This window comes from Streptomyces sp. NPDC048419 (assembly GCF_043200415.1).
Classification (GTDB): domain Bacteria; phylum Actinomycetota; class Actinomycetes; order Streptomycetales; family Streptomycetaceae; genus Streptomyces.
This window is the reverse complement of the sequence record NZ_JBICXT010000017.1, coordinates 23481-40723: the sequence shown is the minus strand read 5'-3', so window position 1 is coordinate 40723 and position 17243 is coordinate 23481. Positions and strand designations below refer to the sequence as shown.

The 17243-nt window shown below is 72.2% G+C and carries 17 protein-coding genes and 2 pseudogenes; 12 read left to right on the top strand and 7 right to left on the bottom strand.

Translation table 11 applies throughout. The features are described from left to right. The first annotated feature begins 130 nt into the window (after positions 1 to 130). On the top strand, positions 131 to 1387 hold the full coding sequence (locus ACGFYN_RS30570; RefSeq protein WP_393869133.1) for an MFS transporter: 1257 nt from the start codon (positions 131 to 133) through the stop codon (positions 1385 to 1387). 335 nt (positions 1388 to 1722) lie between these two features. Here ACGFYN_RS30570 and ACGFYN_RS30565 read toward each other — a convergent pair whose 3' ends face one another. Beyond that, positions 1723 to 2499 (bottom strand): DUF4232 domain-containing protein, encoded by a 777-nt coding sequence (locus tag ACGFYN_RS30565; protein ID WP_393869132.1) that lies wholly within the window; start codon positions 2497 to 2499, stop codon positions 1723 to 1725. A 212-nt stretch (positions 2500 to 2711) separates the two neighbouring features. Between ACGFYN_RS30565 and ACGFYN_RS30560 the strand changes: the two genes are divergently transcribed. Next, a complete protein-coding gene (locus ACGFYN_RS30560) occupies positions 2712 to 3950 on the top strand; it encodes a helix-turn-helix domain-containing protein (protein ID WP_393869131.1) in 1239 nt (412 codons plus the stop codon). Positions 3951 to 4015: 65 nt separating this feature from the next. On the opposite strand, the pseudogene ACGFYN_RS30555 reads toward ACGFYN_RS30560, so the two are convergent. Further along, positions 4016 to 4324 (bottom strand): annotated as a pseudogene (locus tag ACGFYN_RS30555) (TMEM175 family protein); the annotation flags it as partial. Positions 4325 to 4448: 124 nt separating this feature from the next. Further along, positions 4449 to 6917, bottom strand: a complete 2469-nt coding sequence (locus ACGFYN_RS30550) for a tetratricopeptide repeat protein (protein ID WP_393869130.1) — start codon at positions 6915 to 6917, stop codon at positions 4449 to 4451. A gap of 179 nt (positions 6918 to 7096) precedes the next feature. Here ACGFYN_RS30550 and ACGFYN_RS30545 point away from each other — a divergent pair, with 179 nt between their 5' ends. The 4 genes from ACGFYN_RS30545 to ACGFYN_RS30530 all read left to right on the top strand — a co-directional run bounded on the left by ACGFYN_RS30545 (position 7097) and on the right by ACGFYN_RS30530 (position 10458). Then, positions 7097 to 7552 (top strand): carboxymuconolactone decarboxylase family protein, encoded by a 456-nt coding sequence (locus ACGFYN_RS30545; protein ID WP_393869129.1) that lies wholly within the window; start codon positions 7097 to 7099, stop codon positions 7550 to 7552. A gap of 67 nt (positions 7553 to 7619) precedes the next feature. Beyond that, positions 7620 to 8096 carry an iron chaperone gene (locus ACGFYN_RS30540; RefSeq protein ID WP_393869128.1) on the top strand — a complete coding sequence of 159 codons (477 nt, stop codon included), beginning with the start codon at positions 7620 to 7622 and terminating at the stop codon, positions 8094 to 8096. A gap of 107 nt (positions 8097 to 8203) precedes the next feature. Continuing rightward, the gene (locus ACGFYN_RS30535; RefSeq protein WP_393869127.1) at positions 8204 to 8671 is read left to right on the top strand and encodes a MarR family winged helix-turn-helix transcriptional regulator; all 468 of its coding nucleotides are present in this window, start codon (positions 8204 to 8206) and stop codon (positions 8669 to 8671) included. Beyond that, positions 8668 to 10458: an MFS transporter gene (locus ACGFYN_RS30530; RefSeq protein ID WP_393869126.1), complete on the top strand. Its 1791-nt coding sequence runs from the start codon at positions 8668 to 8670 to the stop codon at positions 10456 to 10458. The genes ACGFYN_RS30535 and ACGFYN_RS30530 overlap by 4 nt, the downstream gene beginning before the upstream one ends. A 15-nt stretch (positions 10459 to 10473) precedes the next feature. Here ACGFYN_RS30530 and ACGFYN_RS30525 read toward each other — a convergent pair whose 3' ends face one another. After that, entirely contained in the window at positions 10474 to 10992 is a 519-nt protein-coding gene (locus ACGFYN_RS30525) for a GNAT family N-acetyltransferase (protein WP_393869125.1), read from the bottom strand. On the opposite strand from ACGFYN_RS30525, the gene ACGFYN_RS30520 reads away from it, so the two are divergent. From ACGFYN_RS30520 to ACGFYN_RS30505, 4 genes are all read left to right on the top strand, one after another. Then, on the top strand, positions 10991 to 11581 hold the full coding sequence (locus ACGFYN_RS30520) for a helix-turn-helix domain-containing protein (RefSeq protein ID WP_393869124.1): 591 nt from the start codon (positions 10991 to 10993) through the stop codon (positions 11579 to 11581). The two genes, ACGFYN_RS30525 and ACGFYN_RS30520, sit on opposite strands and share 2 nt — an antisense overlap. Beyond that, entirely contained in the window at positions 11578 to 12777 is a 1200-nt protein-coding gene (locus ACGFYN_RS30515; protein WP_393869123.1) for an MFS transporter, read from the top strand. Before ACGFYN_RS30520 ends, ACGFYN_RS30515 begins: the two co-directional genes overlap by 4 nt. Positions 12778 to 12921: 144 nt before the next feature. Continuing rightward, complete coding sequence (locus tag ACGFYN_RS30510) at positions 12922 to 13116, top strand: hypothetical protein (protein WP_393869122.1); 195 nt, start codon at positions 12922 to 12924, stop codon at positions 13114 to 13116. 118 nt (positions 13117 to 13234) lie between these two features. Then, positions 13235 to 13507, top strand: coding sequence for a hypothetical protein (locus tag ACGFYN_RS30505; protein ID WP_393869121.1), 273 nt, complete (start codon positions 13235 to 13237; stop codon positions 13505 to 13507). 346 nt (positions 13508 to 13853) lie between these two features. Here the strand turns inward: ACGFYN_RS30505 and ACGFYN_RS30500 are convergent, their stop codons facing one another. Beyond that, on the bottom strand, positions 13854 to 14816 hold the full coding sequence (locus ACGFYN_RS30500) for an NAD(P)H-dependent flavin oxidoreductase (RefSeq protein ID WP_393869120.1): 963 nt from the start codon (positions 14814 to 14816) through the stop codon (positions 13854 to 13856). A 139-nt stretch (positions 14817 to 14955) separates the two neighbouring features. Here ACGFYN_RS30500 and ACGFYN_RS30495 point away from each other — a divergent pair, with 139 nt between their 5' ends. Continuing rightward, positions 14956 to 15462: a hypothetical protein gene (locus ACGFYN_RS30495; protein WP_393869119.1), complete on the top strand. Its 507-nt coding sequence runs from the start codon at positions 14956 to 14958 to the stop codon at positions 15460 to 15462. A 27-nt stretch (positions 15463 to 15489) separates the two neighbouring features. Here ACGFYN_RS30495 and ACGFYN_RS30490 read toward each other — a convergent pair whose 3' ends face one another. Next, a complete protein-coding gene (locus ACGFYN_RS30490) occupies positions 15490 to 15882 on the bottom strand; it encodes an MmcQ/YjbR family DNA-binding protein (protein WP_393869118.1) in 393 nt (130 codons plus the stop codon). A gap of 89 nt (positions 15883 to 15971) precedes the next feature. On the opposite strand from ACGFYN_RS30490, the gene ACGFYN_RS30485 reads away from it, so the two are divergent. Next, positions 15972 to 16172: a DUF4177 domain-containing protein gene (locus ACGFYN_RS30485; protein WP_393869117.1), complete on the top strand. Its 201-nt coding sequence runs from the start codon at positions 15972 to 15974 to the stop codon at positions 16170 to 16172. Between the two features lie 109 nt (positions 16173 to 16281). On the opposite strand, the pseudogene ACGFYN_RS30480 reads toward ACGFYN_RS30485, so the two are convergent. Then, positions 16282 to 17224 (bottom strand): annotated as a pseudogene (locus ACGFYN_RS30480) (LysR family transcriptional regulator). Between the last annotated feature and the right edge of the window lie 19 nt (positions 17225 to 17243).

Below are 17243 nucleotides of genomic sequence, written 5' to 3'. Positions count from 1 at the left end.
ATCTCTCGATGAGATTACCGTCATCTTCGATCATCTCCACCGAAGGGGAAGCAGGCTCGGTGAACACCTGTTGGGACAGATGTGCGGCGGCGCAGCCGTCGCAGTCACTGTCAGGGATCGGAGTGCTCAGATGTCGATGTCCTCGGCCACGCGCCAAGCACCCGGTGACGCCGGCCCCGGGCCGGACACCCACCGCCTCGGCAGCCGCGCCTACGGCGCCGGGTTCTGGACGATCGCGGCGGTGTTCGTGACGGCCATGGCGTTCTCCACAGTGCCGACGCCCCTGTATCCGCTCTACCAGGCGCACGACGGCTTCTCGACGTTCACGGTGACCATCGTGTTCGCGGTCTACGCCGTCGGCGTCCTCGTCAGTCTGCTGCTCGCCGGGCACGTGTCGGACTGGGTCGGCCGCAAGAAGGTGCTGATCGCGGCTCTGGTCCTCGAGCTGGTCGCCGCAGCGCTGTTCCTGGCCGTGCCGTCGCTGCCGGTCCTGCTCGTCGCACGACTGGTCACCGGGCTCGGTGTCGGCATGCTCACCGCGACCGCCACCGCGCATCTGCACGACCTGCACAGCGCGCACCGGCCGGGCGGCTCGCCGCAGCGCTTCGAGCTGGTGTCGACGGCGGCGAACATCGGCGGTCTGGGCCTCGGCCCGCTGGTGGCAGGCCTGCTGGCCCAGTACCTCGGCGCGCCCCTGCGCCTGCCCTACGCCGTCGTCGGCGTCGCGCTCCTGATCGGCGTGGCCGCGGTCGCGCTGACCCCGGAGACGGTGGAGAAGCCCGACGTCAGGCCCGCCTACCGGCCGCAGCGGGTGAGCGCCGACCACGGCGACCGGGCCGGGTACATGGCCGCGGCCGCCGCGGGTTTCGCCTCGCTGGCGGTCTTCGGACTGTTCACCTCGCTGGTCCCGGGCTTCGTCGGCGGCACCCTGCACCATCCGTCCCGGGCGCTCGCCGGGCTGATCGTGTTCGTGGTGTTCGGTGCGGCCGCCGCGGCGCAGGTGCTGACCGGACGGCTCTCCCCGCGGGCCCGTCGCAACGCCGGGCTGCTGGCCCAGGCCGCCGGTGTGGCCGTGCTCGCGGTCGGCGTGCACACCGCGAGCCTCACCGTGTTCGTGCTCTCCGGCGTCGTCGCCGGGGCCGGTGCCGGGATGCTGTTCAAGTCCGCGGTGGGCACCGTCGCCGGCATGGCGGCCCCGGCCCGTCGCGGCGAAGCACTCGCCGGCCTGTTCCTCGTCTCCTACCTCGGCCTTGCCCTTCTGCCCGTGGGCCTCGGGGTCGCCGGCCGGTACACCTCGACGGCCGGGGCGATGACCTGGTTCACGGCGGTGGTCCTCGTACTGCTGGCGGGCGTGGCACTGCTGGGACGGCGGGTCCGTGCGAGCTGAGCCGGGCCGCGTGCCCGCTCCCCAGCGGAGCACCACCGTTCGCCTTCCCGGCACGAACACCCGTGTACCGACGGCATTTACGCCTCGGGCGCCGCCGTTCCGCATGCACAACCCGTCCACCGGACGGGAGGTGGAGGACCCCCAGCACATCGGGCGCACGGGCGGACCGCGGCGCGTGGCGGTGGTCGGCGCCGGACCCGCAGATGCGGAAGCCTTGCGCGTCCTCGCGGAACGCGGCGTCGACTTCCGCGAGCACCCCACCGTCGATGCCGGCTCTGCCGAGCGATCTGAGCACGGGGCCCGCCGGATCAGGATCGGGGCCCCGCAGGATCGGTTCAGGAGTTGAGCGCGTCCGCCATCGTCTGCTGCCAGTAGGTGACCCTCAGCGAACTGTCGTAGTACACGCCCTTGGCCGGCAGCGACGGCACGGCGGACGCGCCGCCGTCGCTGTTCGGGGTGAGGCCCTGGAAGGCGACGACCAGCCGGTGCCCCGTGTCCCCGCCGTCACCGCTGCCGTCGGCCGCCGACAGCAGCGCGCCCGCATAGCCGGACTCGCCGGGCTGGAGGGTCACCACGGCTTGCGGCTGGGAGTCCTTCCACGCGGTGGGCGCCCACTGCATCTCGTCGAAGCGGAGGATCGGGTAGTAGGTCAGGTCGCAGGTCTTCGAGCCGATGTTCCTCACCGTGATCAGCATGTGGTTCAGCGGGCGGGTGACGGGCTGAACGGTGACACGGGTGTTGGAGCCGTTGCACAGGACGCGGCTGTCCGAATTCGACGTGCCCGACGTCTTCTTGGCGTCTCCGGAGGCCGCCTTTCGGTCGGCGGTCTTCCCGCCCGCGGTCTTTTCGCCACCGGCCGTCTGCGGGGAGTCCTGGCCCGCCGCCCCCTGCGTTCCCTTGCCGGACGTCCCGTCCTGCGCCTTGCCGGTGCCGCTCGCCGAGGGCGTGGACGCGACGGTGCCGGAGGTCGTCGCGGCGCCCTCGTCCTTCGTGCCCGTGCCGCTCTGGCATGCCGTCAGGGCGAGCGCGGCGAGAGCGATCGCGGCTGCACTCGCGAACGTACGGGACGTACGGGCGCTGCCGGTGCTGTGGGTCGTACGGAACGCGGGCATGGCTGGATTCCTCTTCTGATGACGGGACCGGGATGGCCGCTCGACCGGTTTCCGGGAGCGGCGTGCTTGGATGGCCTCAGCCTGCTCGGTGATCCGTTCCATGCGCCACAGTCCATGGGGGATCAGGGACACTGGAACGCCGGAACGGGCTCTGAACTGCTGAAACAACCTGTTCCTGGAACGCCGGAACGGGACACGGGGTGGGAGGAACGGTGTCGCAGGACACTGCCGAGGCCGGGTTCGCCGGGCTGCTGCGGGAGTTGAAGGACCGCTCGGGGCTCAGCTACGGGACGCTCTCCAAACGGCTTCACACGAGTACGTCGACGCTGCATCGGTACTGCAACGGCGATGCCGTTCCCACGGATTACGCACCCGTCGAACGGCTGGCCCGCCTCTGCAAGGCGTCGCCCGAGGAACTCGTCGAACTCCACCGGCGCTGGGTGCTCGCGGATGCGAACCGGGGGCGCAAGGGCGGCGTCCCCGATACGCCTGTGGCCGACCTCGAGGTGCCGTCCGGCGACCCTGCGCCGAAGAAGTCCCGCCGCCCCGGCGGGAGGAGGGCTCTGTTCGCCGGGATCGCCGTCGTCGCCGTCGCGGGCGCGGTCGCGCTCACCGCGAACCTGCCGTCGGGAAGTGCCGACGACGGCCGGGACAGCCCCGTCGGCGCTGCCTCCGCGACGGGCGACGGACAGCACGACTCGGCAAACAGCCCGGCGGCCCCGTCGCACACTTCGCCCTCGGCGACCGCCTCACCCCCGGGCCGTGACAAGGGCAGCTCCTCCGGGCCGGGCTCGGCCTCCGCATCCCCGCCCGCGACCGGCGGTGCCGCTCCGACCGGTGTCCCGCTGACGGTCACCACCCAGCCGTACAGCTGGGAGGACCCGTGCAGCCAGCACTACCTGATCGACAAGCCTCCGGCCAAGGTCGCCCCGCCGCCCGTCGCCGAGGACGCGACCGCCTGGGTGGCCGCGGCGGGCGCTGTCTCCGCGGGCGAGCAGTACGTCACGCTCACCGTGCAGGGGTCGGGGAAGGACACCGTGGTCCTCAACAGCCTCGCCGTCCGTACGACCGGCAGGAGCGCGCCCCTCGCCTGGAACGACTACACCATGGGAGTCGGCTGCGGCGGCGGTGTGCAGACCCGCTCGTTCGCCGTCGACCTGGACGCGGCCCGTCCCGCCGCCGTGCCCAAGGCAGGGCAGCGGAACTTCCCGTTCAAGGTGAGCGAGTCCGACCCCGAGGTCTTCTACATCAAGGCCGACGCCTCGGCGTACGACGCGAGTTGGTACCTGGAGCTGAACTGGTCCAGCGGGACGCGCCACGGGACGGTGCGGCGGAACCCCTCGATCAGCTGGGGCCGCTCGGCGTGCGCGACCGTCAGCGCGGGCTTGGTCATCAGGCGGACGTACATCGCGCCGTACAGCGCGACGGCCAGGGCGATGGACGCCGCGTAGAAGACGGTTCCCGCGGTCGTGTCGCCGTACTCGCTGATCAGCTTGGTGGGGAAGGGCAGCGCCGCCACGACCGCGAGGAGGGCGAAGTAGCAGTAGAGCAGCCAGCGGTCGACGGCCGCGATCAGCCGGAACAGTGAGTGCTGGGCCAGCCAGAGCGCGCCGATGACGGCGAAGCTGAGCAGGTAGGCGCCGATCGCGGGCACCGCCTCCCGGACGGCGTGGGCCACTTCCGAGTGGGGCAGATCCTCGGGGACGCTGATGTCGAGGGCGAGCAGCGTGATCGCGATGGCGAACACGGCGTCACCGAAGAAGGCCAGTCGTTCCGGTCCTACGACGACGTCGTGGCGGAAGAGACCGGGGAGGCGGTTGGACATGCGGACGGCACCTGGGATTCCTCGTGGGGGTGAAGGCGCCATGTGTATCACGAAGTGCCGCACCAGCAGTGAACGCGTGGTGGGAGAACGGCACTTGGGCCGTGGCATCGACTGAGAGGGCCGGTCACCCGCTCCGGGTCGTCAGCTCCTTCAGTACGGCCTGCCCCGCGGCACGGTGACCGGCGGCCCGCTCCGGGTCCGTCTCCTCCAGCACGATCGCGATGCCCTCGTGGGCCAGCGCCTCCTCGTAGCGGTTGCCCAGTCTCGGGGCCATCTCCAGTGCCTGGCGGTGCAGGCGCAGCGCCTCTTCGGGAAGTCCGGCAAGGCGGCAGGTCTCGCCGTAGCCGTTGAGGAAGTGGATCTTCCAGTGGTCCTCGAACAACGCGTCCAGCAGCGCGAACGCCTCGCGGTGGCCGGCCAGCGCCTCCTCGTACCGGCCCATCTGCCGCAGTGCGACGCCGAGGCAGTTCAGGCACCACGCCTGGTTGTTGAGATGCCCGTCCTCGCGGGCGACGGCCAGGGCCCGGTGGAGGTGGTCCGCCGCCTCGTCGGGTTCCTCGCGGGCGACGGCCACGCCGAGGGTGATGCGTGCGGTCAGCGCGGGCGGCCATGCGGGGTCGGTGTGCGGGACGGCCAGCACCTCACGGGCCCGCCGCGCCGCCTCCTCACGGTGCCCCAGCTGAAGCATGGCCCACGCCTCGGACGCCGCCGCGCCGGCCGCGCCCGTCGGGCAGTCCGCCTGTTCGTACAGCTTTCCCGCCAGCCGGAAGAGTTCCAGCGGCTCTTCCACGTCTCCCGCGTCCCAGGCCAGATAGCCGCGGCGCATGGTCAACTCGGCCTCCATACGCGCGTCCCCGATCTGCGAAACCCGTAGGCGCGCTGCCTCGTACGCGGCGGCGGCCTCCGCCATCCGGCCCGCGTTGTAGCGCGCGAAGCCCAGGTCGCTGTGCGCCTCGGCCAGTTGGAGCGGATCGCCCAGACGCTCGGCGGCGGCGAGCGACCGCTCGAAGAGGGCGTTGAGATGTGTGGTGCCGCAGCGGCGCGCGAAGTAGGCACGCAGGAACCGCGGCAGCTCGCACACGTGCGCGTCGGCGCCGACGGCGGCCGCCGTCTCGAAGGCGGCGACGAGGTTGCCGTACTCGGTGACGAGCCAGCCGAAGGCCGCGTTCTTGTCGGAGAAATGCGGCAGTTGGGCCGGGGGCGGGACCGCGGCGGCCGCGCGGGAGGGCGACACGAACGGCATCGAGGCGTCGGCGGCGGCCGCGGCGTGCACGTAGTAGTCGAGCACCCGGCGCAGCGCCTGCTCCCGCTCGGTGGCCGGGTCCTGCTCCGCAGCGGTCCGGCGCGCGTGCTGGTGCACCAGGTCGTGCAGCCGGTAGCGGTCGGGTGTGGGCTGCTGGACGAGATGGGCGTCGAGCAGGTCCTCCAGCATCTCCCGGGCGCTGTGCAGCGGTACGTCCGCGAGCGCCGCCACCAGGTACTCGTCGAAGGACTCCCCCGGCACCAGTCCCAGCAGCCGGTACAGCCGGGCCTGGGAGTGGTTCAGCTGCCGGACCGACATGGCGAGGGCCGCACCGAACACGGCGTCGAACTCGCCCGAGCCCTGCGTCATCCGCTCGGCGAGGATGCCCACGGTCCAGCCCGGCCGGTGCCGCAGCCGAGCCGCCGCCAGCCGCAGGGCCAGCGGCAGATGACCGCACAGCCGCAGCACCTCGGCGGCGGCCTGCGGGTCCCGGCCGAGCCTGCCGTCGGGGCCGCCGGGGTCGCCGCTGGCCCGGGCCAGCAGTTCCGCGCCCTCCTGCGCGTCGAGCACGTCGAGCGAGACCGGGGGCACCTCGTCCAGGCCGAGCAGCCGGTTGCGGCTCGTGATCAGCGCGACGGAGTCGCCGGCGCCGGGCAGCAGCGGGCGTACCTGGTCGGCGTCGGCGGCGTTGTCGAGGACCACGACGACCCGTCGGTGGGCCAGCTCCGACCGCCAGCAGGCGGCCAGTTGCTCGATGCCCTCCTGCGGGACCTTCTCGGAAGGGACGTCGAGTGCGCCCAGCAGCATCCGCAGCGCGGAGTCGGGGTCGAGCGGGGGCCGGCCCTCGGTGAAGCCGTGCAGGTCGACGTAGAGCCGGCCGTCCGGGAAGCCGGTGGCGAGCCGGTGAGCGGCGTGCACCGCCAGGCAGGTCTTGCCGACGCCCGCCATGCCGTCGACGGAGACCGCCCCGTGGCTGTCGATCGCGGCGAGCACGGCGGCGAGTTGGGCTGCGCGGCCGGTGAAGTCCGGCGCGTCGCGCGGCAGGTCGTTGCGGGGCACCGGCCGGGACTGGCGGCTGCTCTTCGGAGGCGCGGGCAGGGGGTTGGACGTCCGTTCCCACAGGGGCCGCAGCGGCCGGGGATCGCGCTTGACGCGGCGGCAGAGGGCGACGACCACGGGCCAGGGCGGCACGGTCTGCCCGTTGAGGTAGCGCGAGAGCGACGACGAACTCAGGCCGGCGTCGCGCGCGAGGGCCCGTACGCCCTGCCCGGACAGTTCCTGGAGCAGGCGCAGCCGGGCCGCCAGTTCGTCCTGAGGGTCTGCCTTCGCCGTGCGTTCCTGCCCGTCCATCGTTCCCCCGTCGTCGCCGTCCCGTTCGCACAGAAGTCTTCCGAGCCGAAACGCTCCTGGTCAAGGCTGTTCCAGCTGTCCCACGGTGTCCCATCGTCATGGTTCGCGCGAGCCGGTCCGGCTGTCATGGAGTCACGCCCCGGGGGAACGGGGCACCGACCCAGAAGGAGCGCACCGAGATGCAGTCCCGTATGCAGAACCCCGCCGTCGTCCTGTCCGACGCGATGCAGCCCATCCAGCAGGTCTTCAAGGCCGTGCACGGCGGTGGGGTGGACGAGCAGACGCTGGAGCTGGTGCACCTGCGGGTCAGCCAGATCAACAGCTGCAGCGCCTGTGTCGACGCCGGCGCCAAGACGGCCCGCAAGGCCGGTGTGAGCGACGAGCGCCTGGCCACCGTCGCCGCCTGGAGGGAGGCGCCGTACTTCACCGACGAGGAGCGGGCCGCCCTGGCACTGGCCGAGGCCGCGACGCGGCTGGCCGACCGTCCCGACGCGGTGAGCGACGAGATCTGGGACACGGCCGCCACCTACTTCGACGAGAAGCAACTGGCCGCGATCGTCCTGATGATCGGCGTCACCAACATGTTCAACCGTCTCAACGCCACGACCCGCCAGATCGCCGGCGCCTGGGGCTGACGCCCCCGGGCGCACGGCGCCCCTCCGCACCAAGAAGTAACCGCCCGAACAACAGGAGGAAACGGTCATGGCGCACGCACGGAAGCCCGCGGGGAGCAGTACCACCACCAAGAGGCCCGAGGCCTTCACGGCCGAGGAGCGGGCGGCGATGAAGGAGCGCGCCCAAGAGGTGAGGTCCTCCGCGCGCCGCGCATCGCGGGCCGACAAGGCGGCCGAGGACGAGGCCGCCGTGCTCGCGAAGATCGCCGAGATGCGGGACTCGGACCGGTCCATGGCCGAACGGATCCACGCCGTCGTCAAGGAGAGCGCACCGCACCTCGCACCGAAGCTCTGGTACGGGATGCCCGCGTACGCCAGGAACGGCAAGGTCGTCTGCTTCTTCAAGAGCGCGCAGAAGTTCAACGCGCGGTACGCGACGTTCGGCTTCAACGACACGGCCGACCTCGACGACGGGACGATGTGGCCGACCGCGTACGCCCTCACGGAGCTGACCGCGGCCGACGAGATGCGCATCGCCGCCCTGGTGAGGAAGGCGGCGGGCTGACGCCAGGGCGATCACGGCCGGCGGCACCGGGACAGGTGCCGCCGGCCGCTCGCATTTACTAACAATTGATTGAACAGTCCCAACTGATAAACCTAGGCTTAGTACCTATGAAGGTGAACACCGGCGCAGGCCGCGCCGAGACATGCGACCCGGGCGACACCGCGCAACTCGCGTCCGGCCTGCGGCTCGCGATGGGCCGCGTGACCCGGCGGCTGCGCCAGTCCCACGCCGTGGGGGACGTCTCCCTCTCCGGCGTCTCGGTGCTGGCCCGGCTCAACCACGACGGCCCTGACACGCCGACCTCCCTCGCCGAGATGGAGCGGGTGCGCCCGCAGGCGATGGCGAGCACCCTGACGCTGCTGGAGCAGCGCGGCCTCGTCGGCCGCAGCCCCGACCCGGCGGACGGGCGGCGCAGCATCGTGGCGATCACCGACGAGGGACGCGCCATGCTGGCCGAGCGCCGCTCCGAGTCCGTGCACCGGCTCGCGGCCGTGCTCGAGGAGTTCACCGCGGACGAGCGCGCCGCACTCGCGGACGCCCTTCCGCTGCTGGACCGGCTGGCGGAGCAGCTGTGAGCGGGCCGTCCGTCTTCGGCGCCCTGCGCTCGGCCCGCAGGAAGGACACTCCCGTCGGGCCCGGTTACAAGTGGGTCGCGCTGTCCAACACCACGCTCGGCGTGCTCATAGCCACGATGGACGCCTCCATCGTGATCATCTCGCTGCCCGCGATCTTCCGCGGGATCGGCCTCGACCCGCTCGCCCCGGGCAACATCGGCTATCTGCTCTGGATGATCCTGGGCTATCTGCTGGTCTCGGCCGTGCTGGTCGTCGTCCTCGGGCGGCTCGGCGACATGTTCGGCCGGGTGCGGATCTACAACCTGGGCTTCCTGATCTTCGCGTGCGCCTCCGTCGCCCTGTCCCTGGACCCGTTCCACGCGGGCGCGGGCGCCCTGTGGCTGATCATCTGGCGCATCGTGCAGGCCTTCGGCGGCTCCATGCTCACCGCCAACTCGGCCGCCATCCTCACCGACGCCTTCCCCGCCCGGCAGCGTGGCATGGCGTTGGGCATCAACCAGATCACCGCCCTCGCCGGCCAGTTCCTCGGCCTCCTCGCGGGCGGTCTGCTCGCCGCCGTCGACTGGCGCGCCGTGTTCTGGGTCAGCGTCCCGATCAGCATCACCGGCACGGTCTGGTCCTACCTCAGCCTCCGCGAGACCTCGGCGGGCCGCCCGGGACGAGTCGACTGGCTGGGCAACCTCACCTTCGCCGTCGGCGCGGGCATCCTGCTGGCCGGCATCACCTACGGCATCCAGCCCTACGGCGACAGCGCCACCGGCTGGGGCAACCCATGGGTCCTCACCGGCCTGTTCGGCGGCGCCGGGCTTCTGCTGCTCTTCTGCTACGTCGAGACCCGCGTCGCCGAGCCCATGTTCGACCTGGCGCTGTTCAAGGTGCGCGCCTTCGCCGCGGGCAATCTGGCCGCCCTGCTGACCGCGATCGCACGCGGCGGCCTGCAGTTCATGCTCATCATCTGGCTCCAGGGCATCTGGCTGCCCCTGCACGGCTACGCCTACGAGGACACCCCGCTGTGGGCCGGCGTCTTCATGCTCCCGCTCACCGTCGGCTTCCTGATAGCGGGCCCCATCTCCGGCTTCCTGTCGGACCGGTTCGGCGCGCGCCTGTTCTCCACGGCGGGACTGGTGGTCGTGGCGGTCTCGTTCCTCGGCCTGCTCGCCCTGCCCGTGAACTTCGACTACGGCCTGTTCGCGGCACTGCTGCTGCTCAACGGGCTGGGGCAGGGCATGTTCTCCGCGCCCAACACGTCCTCGATCATGGGCAGTGTGCGGCCCGAGTACCGGGGCGTCGCATCGGGCATGCGCTCCACGTTCCAGAACTCCGGCACCGCCCTGTCCATCGGCGTGTTCTTCTCGCTGATGGTCTCCGGGCTCGCGTCCTCGCTGCCCGGGACGCTGAGCAGCGGACTCCAGGCCCACGGCGTGCCGGCCGGCGCTGCCGAGCATGCCGCCTCGCTCCCGCCGGTGAGCACGCTCTTCGCCACGTTCCTCGGCAACAACCCCATCGAGCACCTGCTGGCGTCCAACGGCACACTCGACCAGGTCGACGCGGCCCAGCGGGCAGTGCTGACCGGCCACACCTTCTTCCCGCAGCTGGTCTCCGGGCCGTTCCACAACGGCCTGACCATCGTGTTCAGCGTCGCCGCGGGCATGGCCCTGATCTCCGCGGTCGCCTCCGCCCTGCGCGGCAGCCACCAGGTCGCGCACGAGGGGCCGCACAAGGACCGGCCGAGCCCGGCCGGCGACGTCCCCGAGAATGAGCAGCCCCGGAACAACGCGGCGTCGTAGAAGCACACGCGGAGTTCAGGCCAGGGGCAGTCGCATGAGCGTCAGGTCGAGCCGGCGGCCGAACTTGGTGCCGACCTCGGGCACCGTGCCGACGTGCTCGAAACCGAAGCGTTCGTGCAGCCGGATCGAGGCCGCGTTCTCGGCCTCGATCCCGGCGATCACGACGTGGTGACCCGCCTCGCGCGCCGAGTCGATGAGCGCGGTCAGCAGCGCGGAGCCGATGCCGAGCCCGTGCCGGCCCTCGCGGACGTAGACCGAGTCCTCCACCGTGTGCCGGTAGCCGTCCAGCGCCCGCCACGGGCCGTAGACCGCGAACCCCGCCACCTCGCCGCCGGCCTCGGCGACGAACGCCGAACCGCGCTCCAGATGGCCGGCGAGCCAGCCGACCGCCTCTTCAGGGGACTGCAGGGTCTGCGTCCACAGCGCCGTCGAGTGCTCGACGGCGTGGTTGCGGATGGCCCGGACGACCTCCACGTCATCGTCGCGTGCCGGACGTACTGTCACCGTCCGGCTTCTCTCGTATATTGGATTCATGTCCAACATAGTAGATCCCCTGGTCGGGCAGATCGCCGCACGGGTCCGCACCGAACGGGAGCGGCGCCGCTGGACCCTGGCCCAGCTCGCCGACGCCTCCGGTGTCTCGCAGGCCATGATCAGCCGGATCGAGCGGGGTGAGAGCAGCCCCACGGCCGTCGTGCTCGGCAAGCTGTCGGCCGCCTTCCAGCTGAGTGTCGCGTCCCTGCTCGCCCTCGCCGAGGGCACACCGGACGAGGCGGGGGACGGCGCGGGCGTACGCCGCCGGACCGAAGCCGCCGAGTGGCGCGACCCCGCCACCGGCTACCGGCGCCGTCAGGTCACCAGCCCCCGGTTCCCCGCCGAGATCGCCGAGATCCTGCTCCCCGCCGGCGCCCGCGTGCCGTACCCGGCCGCCGCCTTCGCCTTCGTACGACAGGTCGTGTGGGTCCTCGACGGCCGTCTCACCTTCCACGACGGCGACACCGTCCATGAACTCGAGGCGGGCGACACCATCGAACTCGGCGATCCCACCGACCGGATCTTCGTCAACAACGCCCAAGCGGAATGCCGTTACGCCGTCATCCTCGCCCGCGGCACACGGCCATGACCCGGTCCCTCCCACGGGGCGGCACCCTCCTCCTCGCCGCGACAGCGGGCACGGCGATAGCGAACAATTACGCCGTGCAGCCCGCTCTCGGCGTCGTCGCCGCCGATCTGCACGTCTCCCCGGCCGTGATCGGGCTCGTGCCGACCGCAGCCCTCGTCGGCTGCACGATCGGCTTCGCGCTCCTGCTCCCGCTCACCGACCACCTCTCCCCCAGCCGCCTGGTCGGAACCCAACTCACCGTCCTGGCCGGGGCGCTCACCGTCGCGGCCGTCGCGCCGGGCGCGGTCGTGCTCCTCGCCGCCTACGTGCTCATCGGCGCGGCCGCGAGCGTCGCGGCCCAGGCCGGCAACATCGCGGGCCGGCACGCTCCGCCCGGTCGCCGCGGGGCCGGCGTGGCCGTCGTGGCCGCCGGCATGTCGGCCGGCATCCTGCTCAGCCGCCTGGTGGGAGGTGCCCTCACCGGCCTGTTCGGGTGGCGGCGGATGCTCCTCGTCTTCGCCGGCCTCGCTCTTGTCGGGGCGTTCGCCGCCGTCATGCTGCTGCCCCGCGGGCGGCCGCACTCCGACCGCGGCTACCGCGCGACGCTCGCATCGCTCCCCCCGCTCCTGCGGGATGTCGCGCCGCTGCGGCGGGCGGTCGCGGCCGGCGGCCTGTGGTACTTCGCCTTCACCCTGATCTGGGTCGCTCTCGCCCTGGCCCTCGCACGGCCGCCCCACTCGCTCACCCCGACCGCCATCGGCCTGTACAGCCTGGCCGGGCTACTCGGCTTCACGGTCCTCCCGCTCACCGGGCGCCTCACCGACCGGTACGCCCCGCACACGGTGATCACGATGTCCGTGCTTGCCGCCGCGGCCGGCGTCGCCCTGCTCGCGACCGGCCTGAACTCGCCGCCGGTCACCGCGGCCGGCCTCGCCCTCTTCGACGCCGGCTGCTTCGCGGCCCAGGCGGCCAACCAGAGCCGCGTCATCGCCCTCGACCCCGACCGCTCCGGCAGCCTCAGCAGCGTCTACCTCGTGCTGTACTTCACGATCGGCGCTGTCGGCACCGCCCTGGCCGCGCCGCTGCTCGACGCCGTCGGCTGGCGCGGCACCGCCTGCGCCGCAATTACCGCACTGCTCCTGGCAGTTGCCGTCACCGGCAGGCCGGACCGTCACGCTGCCACGGAACGCCTATTGCGTCACCCGTGCGACCGGTGATGCGTTCCCGCAGTAACTAATACGCCCTGGAGAGCAGACCGCTCACATTCGTTTCGTCACCACCTTGACAGGTGACGCTTCGGAATGTGATTCTGTCGCTCACCAAGACATCTCGTTCCACCACCGATCAAGCGGAGGTCGGCCATGGAGAACCACGCAACCGTGGACAGTGCCGCGGCTGTGCGTCACGCACGCTTCGGGCAGCTGCCCGAGCGCATTCGTTTCGAGGAGATGGTCGAGGAGAAGCAGGCGTCGGCGCACGATCCGGCGAGGGACGCCTTCAACCCCGAGGCATCGTGGACGTCCTTCTCCTGCCTGGCCGCCGATCTGGGTCTCTGACCTGGCCCGACACTCGGCCTCTGACGTGGGCCGATCGGGCGATCGGCGGGATGCGGGGGTCTCACCCGGTCGGCTCGCCCGGCGCGAAATCGGCCGCCGGGGCAGGCACGGTGACTGCATGAACACTGCAGAGCTCAACCCCAGCTCCCCCCGTCACTCCGAGAAGACCAGCTCCCGCATTCCGCGAATACTCGCGGCGGGCACAGCCGTTGGCCTCGCCTGCGTGGCACTCGCGGGAACCGCAGCACCTGCGATGGCGGCGCCGCCCACCCCGCACCACGCCACGGCCCCGTCCCAGGCCCACGACCGCGCCGTCCACCACGGTCACGGCGGCTGGGACGACGACGGCGACGACTGCGACGGCCTCATCGTCCTGATCTGCCACGGCTGACCGGCGGCAGTCCGGGCCGAGCCTCAACTCCCGGACTCCGCCGCCGACCACTTCGCCGACTCGACGCAGGCACGAGCGGCACCCGAGCTCCGCGGGGGGGGCCGCGGGCGAAGAGAGGGTGGGGGCCGGCCGGGGGCGTGGGGGGGGTTGGGGGGCGGGCCCCGCCCAGCTCCGCCGGGGGGGGGGGGCCGGCCGCCCCGACCCACACCCCCCGCCCCCCCCCGCCCACCCCTCCGCCCACTCCCCGCCGCCAGGCGCGGCCCCCGCGCCCCGGGGCGCCCCCCTCGTCCATGACGAGGTGCGAGCCGCGGAGCTCGTTGGCGTCATGGGGCGGCCATGCACCCGGCTACTGCCGGCCGGCTCTGGCCAGCGCCTGCTCCGCCTGTTCCGCGAGCGCGCCGACGAGATCGGCGGCGGACGGCAGGTCGTGGATGAGGTCGACGCCCTCGCCCGCCCACACCGGAAGCGGCGGCAGATCACCGCGCTCCACGCCCTCGCGATAGTCCTGCCTCGCCCTGGGGTCGGCGGCGAGTTCGGCCTCCCGGTCCCGCCAGCGGTCCAGGAAGGGGTGGCCGAGGGTGCGCGCCGTGTAGCGCTCCGGCCAGCGCGAACCGCGGGCGATGTCCAGCACCCGGTTGCGTTCCGTGTCCTGCCCACGGCCCTCGACGATCGCCTTGGCGGCCTCGGGGTCGACCAGCGCCTCGCGCGTCGCCTGGAAGCGGGTGCCGAGCAGCGCTCCGGCGGCGCCGAGCGCCAGAGCGGCGGCCACACCGCGTCCGTCGGCGATCCCGCCGGCCGCCAGCACCGGCACCGGTGCCGCCAGATCGACCACGACGGGGACGAACGGCAAGGTGGAGCGCCCTTTCCGGGCGCCGTGTCCCCCGCCCTCAGTCCCTTGGGCCACGATCACGTCGGCTCCGAGGTCCACGGCCCGCCTGGCCTCGTCCACATCGGTGACCTGAACGATCAGCGCCGCGTCCGCCGCACGGATGCGCGCGGCGAACGGGCCGGGGTCGCCGAAGGACAGCATCACCGCCTTCGGGCCGTGCTCCAGCGCGCGGTCGACGGTCTCGGCGCCGACCGCCCAGGTCTGGAACCCGATGCCCCAGGGCAGGCCGGCGCTCTCGGTCACGAGCGGCAGCTCGCGGGCGAGCCAGTCCGGGTCTCCGCCGCCCGCGCCCAGGATTCCGAAGCCGCCGCCCCGCGAGACGGCCGCGGTCAGCGCGCCGCCGGCCGATCCGCCCATCGGCGCCAGTGCGATCGGATGCCGTACGCCGAAGAGCTTGGTGAACGCCGTCGTCAAGGCCATGGCGGTCATCATCGCCGCTGGCCCATCACATCGTCCTCGGGTACGCCGGGAATGCCCCGGGCGATCAGCTTGTCACTAAAGGAACAGGGGAATCCGGGGCCTGACGGGCCCCAGCACGTACGAGAACGGAGCAGGCGACGTGAGCGACACCCAGGTCGAAGAGCTCAGAGGGGCGGCACCCGCGCCGTCAGCCGATCTGCTCGACCGAATACGCCGGCATCGCAAGCACACCCTGGAAGTGCTGACCGTCAGCGCCGTCGCCCTGATTCCGTGGACCGTTCTGCTGGCCCTGTCGCTGCCCTCCGGCTACAAGGTCCACCACTGGCGTGTCGCCTGGGTGGGCTTCGACGTCCTGCTCCTGACCGCGATGGCCGCCACCGCGGTCTTCGGCTGGCTGCGGCACCGGGCCGTGATCGTGGCGGGACTCGCGACGGCCGTGCTGCTGATCGGCGATGCCTGGTTCGACGTGTCGCTCGCCTTCGGCACCCCGGAGGTCTGGCTGTCGGCGGCCCTCGCACTGTTCATAGAACTGCCGCTGGCCGGCTATCTCATCCACCGCGTGATGCGGATGATCTCCTTGGCGCAATGGCCGTCGGCCGAGACCAGGACCCACGGCGACCGGACGACCGGGAGCGACGTCTGCTGACGCACTGACCCCCTGCCGCCGGCCCGTTCACTGAGCGCTCGCGTCGAGATACCGCTCCGCCAGCCGCTTCGGGGCCCGAAGAAGCCACGCCTCCACGATCAGCTCCTTGAGCTCGGCGACGTCGATGCGGTCGAGGCGCACCAGCACCGCCGGATAGCCGTCGAAGTGCGGGATCGTGAAGTAGACGCCGGGATCGGAGGCGACCAGCGCCTCCTTCACCCCGACGTCCGCCACCCGTACGCCGAGAATCGGCCCGTCCGGCGCGGAGTCACCGAGCGCCTCGAGGTCGGGGCGCCGCAGCGGCCGTTCCCAGACGAACAGCTTGTCCTTGACCCGCCACTGCGGGAGCTCCCGCGAGAGCCGTTCGCTGCTCTCGGGAAGAGCGAGTGCGAGGTTCCGTACGTCGTCCCAGGTCGCCATCCGGCGACCGTAACGTGTACCGGCGGCGGTGGCGCCATGGTTGGCTGTCCCTCGCACCGCCGCCCATTCCACAGGAGGACGCCGCAGTCATGTACGAGTACAAGGTGGTCACGTTCAGGGAGTCGCTGACCGGTGACGCTCTGGACAGCGACAAGCTGGAGAAGGTCCTCAACAAGCACGCCGAGGACGGCTGGGGTCTCAAGGCGATCACCTCGGCCGACGTGAAGGGCCGCATAGGCCCCGGTTCGGTGGAGGGTCTGCTGCTCACCTTCGAGCGGCCCCGTTCCTGACGTCGCTCCGCCGCACCCGGCAAAGGGTCCGCGCACTGCGCGGACCCTTTGCCGTGTCAGCGATGCCGAAGGCGCCGGCGGTCGGGGTCCCGCCTTCAGGCGTCCCGGTTCACGAGGACGGTACGGAGAGGGTCGCCGTGTCCGTGTCGAGGGCGGCGGTGCGCAGGGCCGCGGCCACGCGGGTCACAGGCTCCGCCGGTGGATGCGGAAGGCGTGCCAGCAGGAGGCGTCGCTGTTCCTGGGGGCCGCCGCGCACCGGCAGGACGCGCACGCCCGGCGGGGCGGCGGGGGCGAGGGAAGGGGGCACGGTCGTCAGGCCGCAACCGGCCGCGACGAGCTGGAGTTTGGCCAGCCAGTCCCGGGCGGTGTGAGCGATCTCGGGCCGTTCGTCCAGGCCGGGCCAGACACCCATCAGCCGGTCCTCGCCGGAGCTGGAGCTGGCGATCCAGCGCTGTCCGCGCAGGTCGGCCACGTCGACGTAGTCACCACGGGCGAGCGGATGGCCGGCGGGCAGGGCGAGACACAGGGCGCGTTCGGTGAGCGTCCGCAGCGCCAGCGGGGGCGACTCGGCGTCCGGCGGGCGGAACGGTGGCACGGAGGCGAGAAGGGCCAGGTCAAGGCTGCCGGCCCGCAGGGCGCGCACCAGAGCGGGGGTGGTGCCCTCCCGGGTGACGACGTCGATGCCTGGGTCCGTGCGGCGCAGGGCGGCGAGGGCCGCGGGCACGAGGACGGCACCGGCGCTCGGGAACCAGCCCAGCCGGACCGTGCCGGACTGCCCGGGCAGCCCGGAGAGTTCGCGTGCGGTCGCGTCGATCTCGTCGAGCACGACCGTCGCACGCCGCATCACGACCCGGCCCGCCGCCGTCAGCCGTACCCCGTCACGCCGCCGCTCCAGCAACTGTGCGCCGGCCACCCGCTCGATGGCGGCGATCTGCCGGGAGACGGCGGACTGGGTGTAGCCCAGGCGATGCCGCTGCCGCGGTGAAGGTTCCCTGCTCCGCCACCGCGCACAGAACGCGCAGCGCGGTCAGTGACACATCTGTGAAGTCCATGACGTTTGCGCATAATACC

Bases quoted from the DNA above. Each gene is read 5' to 3' on its own strand.
- ACGFYN_RS30570 (WP_393869133.1), top strand. From the start codon at position 131: ATGTCGATGTCCTCGGCCACGCGCCAAGCACCCGGTGACGCCGGCCCC.
- ACGFYN_RS30525 (WP_393869125.1), bottom strand. From the start codon at position 10,992: ATGAATCCAATATACGAGAGAAGCCGGACGGTGACAGTACGTCCGGCA.
- ACGFYN_RS30520 (WP_393869124.1), top strand. From the start codon at position 10,991: ATGTCCAACATAGTAGATCCCCTGGTCGGGCAGATCGCCGCACGGGTC.
- ACGFYN_RS30550 (WP_393869130.1), bottom strand. From the start codon at position 6,917: ATGGACGGGCAGGAACGCACGGCGAAGGCAGACCCTCAGGACGAACTG.
- ACGFYN_RS30500 (WP_393869120.1), bottom strand. From the start codon at position 14,816: ATGGCCTTGACGACGGCGTTCACCAAGCTCTTCGGCGTACGGCATCCG.
- ACGFYN_RS30510 (WP_393869122.1), top strand. From the start codon at position 12,922: ATGGAGAACCACGCAACCGTGGACAGTGCCGCGGCTGTGCGTCACGCA.
- ACGFYN_RS30505 (WP_393869121.1), top strand. From the start codon at position 13,235: ATGAACACTGCAGAGCTCAACCCCAGCTCCCCCCGTCACTCCGAGAAG.
- ACGFYN_RS30535 (WP_393869127.1), top strand. From the start codon at position 8,204: ATGAAGGTGAACACCGGCGCAGGCCGCGCCGAGACATGCGACCCGGGC.
- ACGFYN_RS30545 (WP_393869129.1), top strand. From the start codon at position 7,097: ATGCAGTCCCGTATGCAGAACCCCGCCGTCGTCCTGTCCGACGCGATG.
- ACGFYN_RS30490 (WP_393869118.1), bottom strand. From the start codon at position 15,882: ATGGCGACCTGGGACGACGTACGGAACCTCGCACTCGCTCTTCCCGAG.
- ACGFYN_RS30565 (WP_393869132.1), bottom strand. From the start codon at position 2,499: ATGCCCGCGTTCCGTACGACCCACAGCACCGGCAGCGCCCGTACGTCC.
- ACGFYN_RS30540 (WP_393869128.1), top strand. From the start codon at position 7,620: ATGGCGCACGCACGGAAGCCCGCGGGGAGCAGTACCACCACCAAGAGG.
- ACGFYN_RS30485 (WP_393869117.1), top strand. From the start codon at position 15,972: ATGTACGAGTACAAGGTGGTCACGTTCAGGGAGTCGCTGACCGGTGAC.
- ACGFYN_RS30515 (WP_393869123.1), top strand. From the start codon at position 11,578: ATGACCCGGTCCCTCCCACGGGGCGGCACCCTCCTCCTCGCCGCGACA.